This is a genomic window from Vibrio sp. 2433-A1 (assembly GCF_056726085.1).
Genome location: NZ_JBRESC010000001.1, coordinates 343182 through 356144, shown reverse-complemented (window position 1 = coordinate 356144; position 12963 = coordinate 343182). Strand labels below are relative to the sequence as shown.

13 protein-coding genes are annotated in these 12963 nt (G+C 45.1%); 8 read left to right on the top strand and 5 right to left on the bottom strand.

What is annotated here, in order from left to right; all coding sequences use genetic code 11:
* Nucleotides 1-8: 8 nt before the first annotated feature.
* The 4 genes from pth to lolB all read right to left on the bottom strand — a co-directional run bounded on the left by pth (nucleotide 9) and on the right by lolB (nucleotide 3203).
* The gene (pth, locus tag ACU01J_RS01590; protein ID WP_481084261.1) at nucleotides 9-599 is read right to left on the bottom strand and encodes an aminoacyl-tRNA hydrolase; all 591 of its coding nucleotides are present in this window, start codon (nucleotides 597-599) and stop codon (nucleotides 9-11) included.
* A 149-nt stretch (nucleotides 600-748) separates the two neighbouring features.
* The gene (locus tag ACU01J_RS01585; protein ID WP_481084129.1) at nucleotides 749-1693 is read right to left on the bottom strand and encodes a ribose-phosphate pyrophosphokinase; all 945 of its coding nucleotides are present in this window, start codon (nucleotides 1691-1693) and stop codon (nucleotides 749-751) included.
* A gap of 29 nt (nucleotides 1694-1722) precedes the next feature.
* Nucleotides 1723-2595 (bottom strand): 4-(cytidine 5'-diphospho)-2-C-methyl-D-erythritol kinase, encoded by an 873-nt coding sequence (gene ispE / locus ACU01J_RS01580; protein WP_481084128.1) that lies wholly within the window; start codon nucleotides 2593-2595, stop codon nucleotides 1723-1725.
* A complete protein-coding gene (lolB, locus tag ACU01J_RS01575; RefSeq protein ID WP_481084127.1) occupies nucleotides 2592-3203 on the bottom strand; it encodes a lipoprotein insertase outer membrane protein LolB in 612 nt (203 codons plus the stop codon). The genes ispE and lolB overlap by 4 nt, the downstream gene beginning before the upstream one ends.
* Nucleotides 3204-3367: 164 nt before the next feature.
* Between lolB and hemA the strand changes: the two genes are divergently transcribed.
* The 8 genes from hemA (at nucleotide 3368) to ybaK (ending at nucleotide 11420) form a co-directional block, all read left to right on the top strand.
* On the top strand, nucleotides 3368-4624 hold the full coding sequence (gene hemA, locus ACU01J_RS01570) for a glutamyl-tRNA reductase (protein ID WP_481084126.1): 1257 nt from the start codon (nucleotides 3368-3370) through the stop codon (nucleotides 4622-4624).
* Between the two features lie 47 nt (nucleotides 4625-4671).
* Complete coding sequence (gene prfA / locus ACU01J_RS01565) at nucleotides 4672-5760, top strand: peptide chain release factor 1 (RefSeq protein ID WP_481084125.1); 1089 nt, start codon at nucleotides 4672-4674, stop codon at nucleotides 5758-5760.
* Nucleotides 5761-5764: 4 nt separating this feature from the next.
* On the top strand, nucleotides 5765-6625 hold the full coding sequence (prmC, locus tag ACU01J_RS01560) for a peptide chain release factor N(5)-glutamine methyltransferase (protein ID WP_481084124.1): 861 nt from the start codon (nucleotides 5765-5767) through the stop codon (nucleotides 6623-6625).
* 12 nt (nucleotides 6626-6637) lie between these two features.
* Nucleotides 6638-7021, top strand: coding sequence for a SirB2 family protein (locus ACU01J_RS01555; protein ID WP_481084123.1), 384 nt, complete (start codon nucleotides 6638-6640; stop codon nucleotides 7019-7021).
* Between the two features lie 30 nt (nucleotides 7022-7051).
* Nucleotides 7052-7861 (top strand): SirB1 family protein, encoded by an 810-nt coding sequence (locus tag ACU01J_RS01550; RefSeq protein ID WP_481084122.1) that lies wholly within the window; start codon nucleotides 7052-7054, stop codon nucleotides 7859-7861.
* Nucleotides 7862-7906: 45 nt separating this feature from the next.
* Complete coding sequence (gene kdsA / locus ACU01J_RS01545) at nucleotides 7907-8758, top strand: 3-deoxy-8-phosphooctulonate synthase (RefSeq protein ID WP_481084121.1); 852 nt, start codon at nucleotides 7907-7909, stop codon at nucleotides 8756-8758.
* Nucleotides 8759-9187: 429 nt separating this feature from the next.
* On the top strand, nucleotides 9188-10849 hold the full coding sequence (gene ushA, locus ACU01J_RS01540) for a bifunctional UDP-sugar hydrolase/5'-nucleotidase UshA (RefSeq protein WP_481084120.1): 1662 nt from the start codon (nucleotides 9188-9190) through the stop codon (nucleotides 10847-10849).
* Between the two features lie 97 nt (nucleotides 10850-10946).
* Nucleotides 10947-11420 (top strand): Cys-tRNA(Pro) deacylase, encoded by a 474-nt coding sequence (gene ybaK / locus ACU01J_RS01535; protein WP_481084119.1) that lies wholly within the window; start codon nucleotides 10947-10949, stop codon nucleotides 11418-11420.
* 160 nt (nucleotides 11421-11580) lie between these two features.
* On the opposite strand, the gene ACU01J_RS01530 is transcribed toward ybaK, so the two are convergent.
* On the bottom strand, nucleotides 11581-12825 hold the full coding sequence (locus ACU01J_RS01530; RefSeq protein ID WP_481084118.1) for a uracil-xanthine permease family protein: 1245 nt from the start codon (nucleotides 12823-12825) through the stop codon (nucleotides 11581-11583).
* Between the last annotated feature and the right edge of the window lie 138 nt (nucleotides 12826-12963).

Sequence of the window (12963 nt, the reverse complement as noted above, 5' to 3'; positions counted from 1 at the left end):
TAGTAACCTTATTCAGCTTTGAACGTGTGTAGACGGTTTTGTGCTTTTGATAGGCCATCCTTAATTAGAATGTCTAAACAGCGAACAGACTCATCTGCTGCTGCATCAAGAAGCTCTTGCTCTTTTGCCGGCGCTTTGCCTAAAACAAAACCGGCCACTTTATCTTTGTGCCCCGGATGGCCAATGCCGATGCGGAGACGATAGAAATCTTTGTTGTTTCCAAGTTTACTGATTGTGTCGCGAAGGCCGTTATGACCGCCGTGGCCACCGCCTTTCTTAAATTTAGCAACACCAGGTGGTAAATCTAGCTCATCATGCGCGACCATGATTTCTTCAGGTTTTATTTGATAAAACTTTGCTAATGCAGCAATCGCTTTACCCGAAAGATTCATAAATGTCGTTGGGATGAGTAGTCTAAGATCCTGCCCGTCGACCATAATGCGTCCTGTTAGGCCAAAGAACTTTGGCTCGTTCTTCAGGGTAACGTTGTGTACGCGTGCCAGTTCTTCTACTATCCAAGCGCCCGCGTTATGGCGAGTTCTTGTGTATTCAGGCCCAGGATTCGCTAGGCCGACAAGCAGTTTTATTGGTTGACTCAAGGTTAGGATCTCTCTTGGAATCTCAAAAAGCGCAGTATGATAGCACATAATTCTCATATCGGGCGAGATGAGGATTGACTTGTAGTTTGCGCCAATAAAAAAACACCCCAATGAGGGGTGTTTTTAAAATGGTTTAATCGAAAACTCGATTAGCTGAACATCGCTGAGATAGACTCTTCGTTGCTGATACGACGGATCGCTTCAGCAAGCATGCGAGAAAGGCTTAGTGTTGTCACTTTACCAGTCGCTTGCATCTCTTTAGACATGGTGATCGAGTCAGTTACGATTACTTGGTCTAAAACAGAGTTACCGATGTTCTGTGCAGCATTACCTGAGAATACCGCGTGAGTAGCGTACGCGAATACACGCTTAGCGCCACGTTCTTTTAGCGCTTCAGCTGCTTTACACAGTGTGCCACCAGTATCGATCATGTCATCAACGATTACACAGTCGCGACCTTCAACATCACCGATTAGGTTCATTACTTCAGAAACGTTAGCACGTGGACGACGCTTATCAACGATTGCGATATCGATGTCACCGAGTGCTTTTGCAGTAGCGCGAGCACGAACAACGCCGCCTAGGTCTGGAGAAACCACAACAGGGTTATCTAGGCCACGAGCTTGCATATCTTCAAGAAGTACAGGTGTACCGAAAATGTTGTCTACAGGTACATCGAAGAAGCCTTGGATTTGCTCTGCGTGAAGGTCGATAGTTAGAACGCGGTCAACGCCAACGTTAGAAAGGAAATCAGCAACAACTTTTGCAGTGATTGGCACACGAGCAGAACGCACACGACGGTCTTGGCGAGCGTAACCAAAGTAAGGGATAACTGCTGTAATACGGCCCGCTGAAGCGCGGCGCATTGCGTCAATCATCACTACAAGTTCCATTAGGTTGTCGTTAGTTGGTGCACAAGTAGATTGGATGATGAAAACATCACTACCACGTACGTTTTCGTTGATTTGAACAGCGACTTCGCCGTCAGAAAAACGAGAAACAGTTGCATCACCAAGAGAGATGTATAGACGATCAGCAATACGTTGGGCTAGTTCAGGTGTAGCGTTACCAGCAAATAGCTTCATATCAGGCACGGTGGAAACCTCAGGGTTGCGTCCAGTTTTTAAATAGATTGTGTGTGGGCTAAGCGATACTTAGCCAGTCTCTCGTGCAGAGGCGAAATATTCTTGCCTTTTGCAACAAAAGCAGAGACTGTGTCAGGCAGTTCGGCTAGCGTTGTGTCGGCGTCACTTTTGCTAGGGAATTCAGCAAAAACGCACGATCCAGTGCCAGTCAATCGCGACGGCGCGTATTGTAGCAGCCATGAAAGTTGCTTATCAACCTCTTGGTACAGCATTCGAACAATTTTTTCGCAATCGTTTCCGTAATTACCCTCTAGAAGTGTGGTTAACGGGCGTTTTGGCGTGTCTCTAGTCAGCTCAGGATGATTGAATATGTCTGCGGTTGCAATTGAGACATCCGGCCTAACCACGAGATACCACTTTTCTTCAGGATTTGCTTGAGTCAGTTCTTCCCCGACCCCTTCCGCACATGCGGCGAAACCACGGGTAAAAACAGGAACATCAGCGCCAAGAGCTAAGCCGATTTCAGCCAGGTCGTCTTCGTTTAAGTTGGTTTCCCATAAGTGGTTCAATGCAACAAGCGTTGTTGCGGCATTAGATGATCCCCCACCGATACCACCACCCATAGGTAAAATTTTGTTGAGTTCTATATGAGCGCCGAGTGAGCACTGGGACTTTTCTTGAAGTGCAGTGGCCGCTTTCCAGATCAGGTTATCTTTTAATGGAACACCTGGAATCTCTGGGGATAGAGTAATTTTACCGCTTGTATTGGCGGTAATCGTTAAATCATCACCATGATCCAGAAACTGAAATAGGGTTTGCAGTTCATGGTAGCCATTATCTCTACGGCCTGTGATGTAAAGGAATAAATTGAGTTTGGCGGGAGAAGGCCAGTGTGTGGTCTCTGAGATCATTCGTTGAACGTCCACTTTGAAATGACAATGTTGATGGAGATATCACCCTGGGTGAGTTTGAGTCTTTTTGGTAGCGGCAGCGTCGCTCCTAAATGTTGCACATCTTGATAGCTTTGATAATCGAGAGTCCATGTTTGCTTATTTAGCTGTTTTGTTAAAGAAGCTAACGTGTTGGTCTGGTTCAGTTTATAGTCATCGGCAAGGGTAGGGCGGCCGAGTAGCCAGTCATTAAGTTGTTCTACAGGGATGTTTAATCCAGTCAGCTGTTTAATCAGCGCAGCAGCGTTTGGGGCTCTGAACGATTTTCCGTCATAGGTCTCAACGGTAGCGATGCTTGGAGTCGCATTTAAGTTAAGTACTGTTTGGCCCAAAAAAGTGCTCATTCTTAGCTGAGTCTCTTGAGGGGAGTGCTGCCACTGAAAGTTAAGTGATTGGCGTTCTCGAGGGGAGATATAACCGAGTTTACCTGCGGCGCGGTAGTCTTTGATGAGTGCCAATCGCTGTTGATGACTTTGCCATTCTACGTTGGTTGTGCTGTCTATGTTAGCACAGCCCTGTAAAATCAAGCTGGTAACAAGGAGTAAAAAGAAGGCGCGAAAATGTGTCATTATTGTCGAATGTTTATCCAGTTTTTCCCAAAGTTCGCTTTCACTATATCATTGAAATCACGAACTCAAGAAAACATATCGGGATTCCCCTTTCAATAAACGGGGTCATCAAGTAAAATTCCGTCCCTATTTATCCATTATCTGATTCAGAGAACCATCGATACATGTCTTTGCTTGCTATAGGTATCAATCATAATACGGCCTCAGTCGAACTGCGTGAAAAAGTCGCATTTGGCCCGGAAAAGTTACCTGAAGCATTAAAGCAGCTTGGCGAGAACCCACTGGTAAACGGTTGCGTGGTTGTCTCGACTTGTAACCGCACCGAGATTTACTGTGACGTGAAAAACGGTACGAAAACAAAAGTCATCGATTGGTTATCTCAATTTCATCAAGTCAGCCCTGAAGATCTTAAGCCAAGCCTCTATATCCATGAAGAACAAGCGGCCATCCGTCACCTCATGCGAGTGTCTTGTGGGTTAGATTCATTGGTGCTAGGTGAGCCTCAGATCTTGGGCCAAGTTAAACAGGCGTATTCGGACTCTCGTGATCATAAAGTGGTAGACTCCGCGATGGAGAAGCTATTTCAAAAAGCGTTCTCGGTTGCCAAGCGAGTTCGCACTGAAACTGATATCGGCGGTAACGCTGTTTCTGTCGCTTATGCTGCGTGTACGTTAGCGAAACACATCTTTGAATCATTAGAGCAGTCGACCGTATTAATGGTCGGTGCGGGTGAAACGATAGAATTGGTTGCGAAACACCTAGCGGGTAATGGCTGTGCCAAGATGATTGTTGCTAACCGTACTAAAGAGCGCGCAATGCCGCTTGCCGAACAGTTTGGTGCAGAGGTTATTGGTTTACCTGAGATCCCAGAGCATCTATCGCGTGCAGATATTGTCATTAGTTCGACGGCTAGCCCGTTACCTATTATTGGTAAAGGTATGGTGGAATCAGCACTTAAAGCGCGACGATTCCAGCCGATGCTGTTGGTTGATATTGCTGTTCCTCGCGATATTGAGTCGCAAGTCGGCAAGCTCAGCGACGCTTATTTGTATTCAGTTGATGATCTTCAATCGATCGTCGAGAGCAACATCGAACAACGCAAAGTTGAAGCGATTCAAGCGGAAGCTATCGTCAGTGAAGAAAGTGCGGCTTTTATGTCTTGGATGCGTTCACTGCAAGCGGTGGATAGTATTCGAGAGTACCGCCAATCAGCTAATGAAATTCGCGAAGACTTGCTGAATAAAAGTTTACAGTCCCTTGCTGCGGGCGCAGATGCAGAAAAGGTATTGTTAGAGCTAAGCAATAAGCTGACTAACAAATTAATCCATGCGCCGACCAGAGCATTACAAAGTGCTGCAGAGCATGGTGAGCCAGCCAAGCTTGCCACTATTAGACAAAGTTTAGGTCTGGATAACTCTTAGTAACTAAGAGTGACAGACTTCATCAAACCCCTGAGTTAAAGAAAACTATGAAAGCCTCTATTTTAACTAAGCTAGAAACCCTAGTTGAGCGTTACGAAGAAGTTCAACACCTACTTGGTGATCCTGATGTGATTGGAGACCAAGATAAATTCCGTGCGCTATCAAAAGAGTACTCTCAGCTTGAAGAAGTGACTAAGTGTTTCCAAGCTTATCAGCAAGCTCAGGAAGATCTTGTTGCCGCTGAAGAAATGGCAAAAGAAGACGATGAAGAAATGCGTGAAATGGCGCAAGAAGAGATCAAAGATGCGAAAGAAACGATTGAGCGCCTAAATGATGAGCTTCAAATCTTATTGCTTCCAAAAGATCCTAACGATGACCGTAATTGTTTCCTAGAGATTCGTGCCGGTGCGGGTGGTGATGAAGCCGGTATTTTTGCGGGTGATTTATTCCGCATGTACAGCAAATTTGCCGAGAAGAAAGGCTGGCGGGTAGAAGTGATGTCCTCTAACGAATCAGAGCATGGCGGCTATAAAGAGATGATTGCTAAAGTCTCTGGTGATGGCGCATACGGTGTGCTTAAGTTTGAATCAGGTGGTCACCGTGTTCAGCGTGTACCAGCAACTGAATCTCAAGGTCGAGTACATACCTCTGCGTGTACCGTTGCAGTTATGGCGGAAATCCCAGAAGCGGAAATCCCAGAAATCAAAGCGGCAGACCTAAAAATTGATACCTTCCGTGCATCAGGCGCGGGTGGTCAGCACGTTAACACCACCGACTCTGCGATTCGTATTACCCACTTACCAACCGGTACGGTTGTCGAGTGTCAAGACGAGCGTTCTCAGCATAAGAACAAAGCGAAAGCGATGGCGGTTCTGGCTGCGCGTATTATCCAAGCTGAAGAAGCAAAGCGTGCTGCGGAAGTGTCTGATACACGTCGTAACTTACTGGGCTCAGGTGACCGTAGTGACCGTATCCGTACCTACAACTACCCGCAAGGTCGTGTTTCCGATCACCGTATTAACCTGACCATCTACCGTCTAAATGAAGTGATGGAAGGGGATCTCGCGAGCCTTGTTGATCCGGTAATCCAAGAGCACCAAGCTGACCAGCTAGCCGCTCTAGCAGAGAACAACTAATCCAATGCCGGCTGAAAGCAGTGTTGAATACACACTAAAGCAGGCCGTACAGCAACTTCAAGAGAGTGGCAGTGATTCGCCCTCTCTCGATGCCGCGGTGCTTCTTTGCCATGCACTCGACAAGCCTCGCTCTTTTCTTCTTACTTGGCCTGACAAAATATTAGACGCCCAGCAACTTGCTGCGTTCGATGATTTATTGCAGCGTCGCCTAACGGGTGAACCTGTCGCTTATATCGTTGGTGAGCGAGAGTTTTGGTCATTGCCGCTAAAAGTTTCTCCGACCACTTTGATCCCAAGACCTGACACTGAACGCTTGGTTGAAATCGCGCTAGATAAAGCGATGCAAATGGATGGCGACATTTTGGATCTTGGTACTGGGACAGGGGCAATCGCACTGGCGCTGGCATCAGAGCTACCGCAGCGACAAGTAACAGGGATTGACCTTAAGGAAGATGCTCAGCAATTGGCACAAAGCAATGCGAGTGCTTTGAATCTTAGCAACACTCAATTTCTTGCGGGCAGTTGGTTTGAGCCACTTGCCGCTGGTACAGAGTTTGCTTTGATTGTGTCAAATCCTCCTTATATCGAGAAAGAAGATCCGCATCTAACGCAAGGTGATGTTCGTTTTGAACCATTGAGCGCGTTAGTGGCAGATGAAAAAGGCTTGGCAGATATTAGACATATCGCCACACAGGCTCGAGATTACTTATTGGATAATGGCTGGCTGATGTTTGAACATGGCTTCGAACAAGGTGAGCCTGTCAGAGAATTATTACGATCGCTTGGTTATAACCAAGTGGTGACCTACAAGGACTATGGTGACAACGACCGAGTAACGATTGGTCAGTTTTCATCAGTGAAGTAAGAGAGAATAACAATGTACGAAGGTTTAAAACATTTCCACCTGCTAACTATCGCAATCAGTGTGACCTTACTGTCGGTACGCTTTGCAATGAAGATGGCAAACTCAAACCTATTAGAGAAAAAGTTCTTTAAGGTGTTCCCTCATATCAATGATACCGCTCTATTGCTATCGGGTATTGGTTTGATCTTTATCACTGGCTTTATTCCTTTCACGCCAGCCGCCCCTTGGTTAACAGAGAAGATTACCTGCGTATTGGCTTACATTGCACTGGGCTTTTTTGCCTTGAAGTTGGGTAAAAACAAGTTGCTTCAAGCATTCTCATTCTTCGGCGCGCTTGGCTGGTTAGCGATGGCTGGCAAAGTGGCTGTGAGCAAAACTCCGATGTTCTTCGGTTAATGATTTGGTTAAGAAGGTCTAATAGCCAATATGCTTGAGTTATTTGATGAAGATTTTGATGCTATGGAGCTCGTACAAGGGGCTTTAGCATTGAACAAAGCGATTTCTCCTCAGACAGAAGTTGAATGGGCTGAAGCTGAACTAAACCGGTTGGTTCGCGAGGCTGAATTGGCTTTATCGCATGAGGTGAATGAAAAGCAGCGCTTTGAGTCACTTCTTCGCCTGTTTTACTACGAGTGGGAATTTCAAGGAGATAAAGACAACTACTTTCGTTCAGAAAATGGCTTTATCGATAAGGTTCTTGAACAGCGTAAAGGCATTCCCGTAAGTCTTGGAGCGATACTGTTATTTATCGCTCGTAAGCTTGGTTTCCCTTTGGTGGGAGTGACTTTCCCAACTCAGTTTTTGCTTAAGTTGGAGTGGTACGGTGAGAAACCGCTCTATATCAACCCATTTAATGGTGAGTATGTTTCTGAACACACATTAAATGCATGGATGATCGGCCACAAAGGCCCGTTAGCAAAGTTGGAATCAAAGCATCTTGAGGAAACGGACAATCCAACGGTAATTGGTCGCTGGTTGGCATTATTGAAAAGTGCTCTACTGCGTGAAGAGCGCTATACTTTGGCGTTGAAATGTACCGATTTAGCATTAACGTTTGTGCCTGATGATCCATATGAAATTCGAGACCGAGGGTTTATCTATCAGCAATTAGATTGCCATCAGGTTGCTTTAACGGATTACCAGTTTTTCATTGACCAGTGTCCCGATGACCCAGCGGCTGAACTGCTAAAGAATCAAGTGTCAGCAATGAGCAACACTCAAGTTACCTTACATTAAGCCCAGCCCCGAAAAGCTGGCACTACACAAAATAGAGAGAAGAAAATGGAACAGAAAATTGTTCACGTAGGTGATATTCCTGTAGCGAACGACAAACCATTCACGTTGTTTGCGGGTATGAACGTTCTTGAATCTCGTGATCTTGCGATGCAGATTTGTGAGCACTACGTAAAAGTGACAGAAAAACTGGGTATTCCTTACGTATTCAAAGCGTCTTTCGATAAAGCTAACCGCAGTTCTGTTCACTCTTACCGTGGTCCAGGCCTTGAAGAAGGTATGAAAATCTTTCAAGAGCTAAAAGATACCTTCGGCGTAAAAATCATTACTGACGTTCACACTGAAGCGCAAGCTCAGCCAGTGGCTGACGTTGTTGACGTTATTCAACTACCAGCATTCTTAGCGCGTCAAACAGACCTTGTTGAAGCTATGGCTAAGACGGGCGCTGTGATCAACGTGAAAAAACCTCAGTTCATGAGCCCAGGTCAAGTTGGTAACATCGTTGATAAGTTCAGCGAATGTGGCAACGAAAACATCATTCTATGTGAGCGCGGTTCATGTCACGGTTACGATAACCTAGTGGTTGATATGCTTGGCTTTGGCGTGATGAAAAAAGCGTCTAACGGCAGCCCAATCATTTTTGACGTGACGCACTCTCTTCAGATGCGTGACCCATCAGGCGCAGCATCTGGGGGCCGTCGTGAGCAAACTGTTGAACTGGCAAAAGCGGGTCTAGCAACGGGTATTGCAGGTCTATTTATTGAAGCGCATCCGAATCCAGATCAGGCACGCTGTGATGGTCCATCGGCACTGCCTCTAGACAAACTAGAGCCGTTCCTTGCGCAAATGAAAGCGCTGGATGATCTGATCAAAGGTTTTGACCACATCGATATTAAGTAAGTCTTATTTACGGATCGAGAAGCCGGCACTTAGCCGGCTTTTTTTATACCTCAAACAGATTGATAGAGGTGAGTTATTGATATGTTATAACCTATAAGTAACTCGCTGAAAGTGAAGAAGATTTTGTCAGCGTTATCATAATCTGTTGAATGGTTAACCAACGTCACAAACGGCTCGAAAGCACATGAAAACGTTTGCCTGTGATCGTTTATGAGTACGAGTGAAATTTTGATGGTTTGTTACACATTTGCATGAGATTAAAGTGATCAGGCCAACATAAATATGAAATCAGACTGTCACGTTATTAAGGTTAATTTAAACTAGTTCAAGTTTTACTACTTTCTTGATGCGTAATCTTTCGCGCATGTATTTTCCAAGAGAGTAGTGTTAAAAGCAGTGGAAACCCCAAAAAGTTTAAAAGGTATGACAATGAAGCAAGGCCTGATCGTCAAAAGCGCAATTAGCGCAGCAATCTTGGCAACTCTAGCTGGTTGTGCAACAGCACCTCAGCATGAGTGGCAAGCAGATAAAACTTACAAGCTGACAGTTCTTCACACCAATGACCACCATGGTCGCTTCTGGCAGAACAAATACGGCGAGTACGGTATGGCCGCTCGTAAGACGCTAGTCGATGAGTTACGTGCTGAAGTAAAAGCTGAGGGCGGTAGCGTACTGCTGTTTTCTGGTGGTGATATAAATACAGGTGTTCCTGAATCAGATCTTCAAGATGCTGAGCCAGATTTCAAAGGCATGAACAAAATTGGCTACGATGCAATGGCACTAGGTAACCATGAGTTCGATAACCCGCTAGACGTTCTATTTAAACAGGAAGAATGGGCTAATTTCCCAATGCTTTCAGCAAACATCTACGATAAAAAGACAGGCAAACGCATGTTCCAAGCTTATCAGATGTTCAATAAGCAAGGTATTAAGATTGCTGTTATCGGCCTGACAACGGAAGATACTCAGAAAATTGGTAACCCAGAGTACATTGGTGGTATCGAATTCCGAGATCCAAAAGTAGAAGCTAAGAAGCTGATTGCTGAACTTAAAAAGACAGAAAAACCAGATCTTATTTTTGCTGTGACTCACATGGGACACTACGAAGATGGTAAACGTGGTATTAATGCTCCAGGTGATGTCGCTTTAGCTCGCTACCTAGATGAAGGCTCTCTCGATATGATCGTTGGTGGTCACTCTCAAGAGCCTGTATGTATGGAAGCGCCAAACGTTGTTAAGAAAAACTATAAGCCTTCAGATGAGTGTAAGCCAGACTTGCAAAATGGTACTTACATTGTTCAAGCTCACGAGTGGGGTAAATATGTAGGTCGTGCAGATTACGAATTCCGTAATGGCGAGCTAAAAATGGTCAGCTATGATCTTATTCCGGTCAACTTGAAGAAGAAGATAAACGTTGATGGTAAGAGTCAGCGTGTATTTATTGAAGATGAAATTAAGCAAGATCCTAAACTACTTGACTTCCTACGACCGTATCAAGAGCAAGGTCAAGCACAGCTAAATGTGAAGATCGCAGAAACTAACGGTAAGTTAGAAGGTGACCGCGATGTTGTTCGTTTCAAACAGACTAACCTAGGTCGTTTGATTGCAACGGCGCATATGGAGCGCGCTAAAGCTGATTTTGCGGTTATGAATTCTGGCGGTGTACGTGATTCAATTGAAGCGGGTAACATCACATACAAAGATGTACTAAAAGTTCAACCTTTTGGGAACATTGTGACTTATATCGATATGTCCGGTAAAGAAGTTCTAGATTACCTAAACGTAGTGGCGACTAAGCCAGTTGATTCTGGTGCGTATGCTCAGTTTGCTGGTATTTCTATGACGGTAGCTGACGGTAAAGTTTCAAATGTATTTATTGGTGGTAAGCAACTTCGTTTAGACGAAACGTACCGCTTTACCGTTCCTAGCTATAATGCGGCTGGTGGTGATGGTTACCCTAAATTGACTGACCACCCAGGTTACGTAAATACAGGCTTTGTTGATGCTGAAGTACTCAAAGAGTACCTAGAAGCAAATAGCCCTGTAGACGTAAACAAATTTGCTCCATCAGGTGAGATTGTTTACAAGTAAGTTGACGCAAACACATAAACCTCATTAAGCTAAAGCGCTACTCTTCGGAGTAGCGCTTTGTTTTTACTACCTGTATTTATCACAATCAGGAGGGAGTGTGACACCTGCAATCAACCTCGCTAAGAAGAAAAAAATCACCCACACTATTCACCAGTATGAGCATGATCCGCGTGCTGACAGTTATGGTTTAGAGGCAGCCGAAGTGCTCGGCCAAGATCCGGCGAAGGTGTTTAAGACGCTGCTATTTAGCCTAAATGGTGAGCCGAAAAATCTTGCCGTTGCGATTATTCCTGTCGACCACAAGCTAAATCTTAAGCAAGCAGCAAAAGCCGCTAAAGCGAAAAAGGCAGAAATGGCTAACCCTGACATCGCGCAGAAGACAACAGGGTATGTGGTCGGTGGTATTAGCCCATTGGGGCAAAAGAAAGCGCTACCGACGTTTATCCATCAAAGTGCGCAACAATTAGAGAAAATATGCGTGAGTGCGGGTAAGCGAGGTTTAGAAATTGAGCTTGCACCACAAGATTTAGCGATGCTAACACGTGGCCAGTTTGCAGAGTTGTGTATTTAGTCTCCCGCTGTCATTCTATAGAGTGGCGAAGGAGCGAATAGGGAATCTCATCCAGTTTTCTGCTGACTTAAAATTACGCTTTGTCTTAAACTAACAGCAATAAAAAAGGGTTGGCACTAAGTAACAACCCTCTAGAATTATGTTTTATTTGGAATCGAACCTACTTGGTTTCTTCTTCCATCTGCGCATTATCTACGACATGGTTCTCACCTAAATCTCTTGGCAGGATTAGGTTAAGCAGAATTGCTACGATACCACATAGACTCACACCTTGAAGGCTGAACTCGCCAACACCGAAAGCCATGCCACCGATACCAAATACTAGTGTGATAGCGACGATAACAAGGTTACGTGACTTATGTAGGTCAACGTTGTTCTTGATTAAGGTGTTCAAACCAACCGTTGCAATTGAACCAAACAGCAGAATCATGATACCGCCCATAACAGGCATTGGGATGGTTTGCAGTACTGCGCCAAGTTTACCAACCAGTGCTAATACGATGGCAGAAACCGCAGCCCAAGTCATGATCACAGGGTTAAATGCTTTAGTCAGCATAACCGCACCAGTTACTTCTGAGTAAGTCGTATTTGGCGGTGCACCTACCATAGATGCCGCAATGGTTGCCACCCCGTCACCAGTGATGGTGCGGTGTAGGCCCGGCTTCTTAATGTAGTTCTTACCTGTTACGTTTGAAATTGCAAGCATATCGCCGACGTGCTCAACCGCTGGTGCAATCGCAACTGGGATCATAAACAGGATAGCGTTGATGTTGAATTCAGGGAAAGTAAAGTTTGGCAGTGCAAACCAAGCTGCTTGCTGTACAGGTGTGAAGTCTACAATACCGTAGCCAAGGCTTAGGCAGTAACCAACAACGATACCACCTAGAATCGGTGTCAGCTTTAAGAAGCCTTTAGCAAAGACACTTAGAACAATCGTTGTCAGCAATGAAGCAATTGAAATGATTAAAGATGCATTTGCATCAATGACTTGCGCCCCATCAACTTTACCTAGAGCCATGTTCACAGCAACAGGTGCAAGGCCTAAACCAATGACCATAATCACAGGGCCAACCACGACAGGTGGCAGCAGTCTGTGAATGATTTCCACGCCACGTACTTTAATTAGTGCGCCCATTGCAACGTAGACAAAGCCTGCTGCCATTAGACCACCCATTGTGGCAGGAACGCCCCATGTTTGTACGCCATAAAGAATCGGGGCAATAAATGCGAAAGAAGATGCTAGGAAAATTGGTACGCTGCGACGGGTTACAAGTTGAAAAAGAAGGGTTCCGACGCCAGCACCAAATAAAGCAACGCTTGGGTCTAATCCGGTGAGTAGAGGCACCAACACCAATGCACCGAATGCGACAAATAGCATTTGTGCACCTTGAATGGCATTTTTCATATTGTTATTCCTTTATATGGCTGGATGAAAACAGACTTTGCTAATCTGCTTGGCAAAAATAAAATTCGCGGGATTTTATCATTGTGCCAAACGTTTGCAATTCGAACTGGATCAAATATTTGGCGATTAATTGATTGA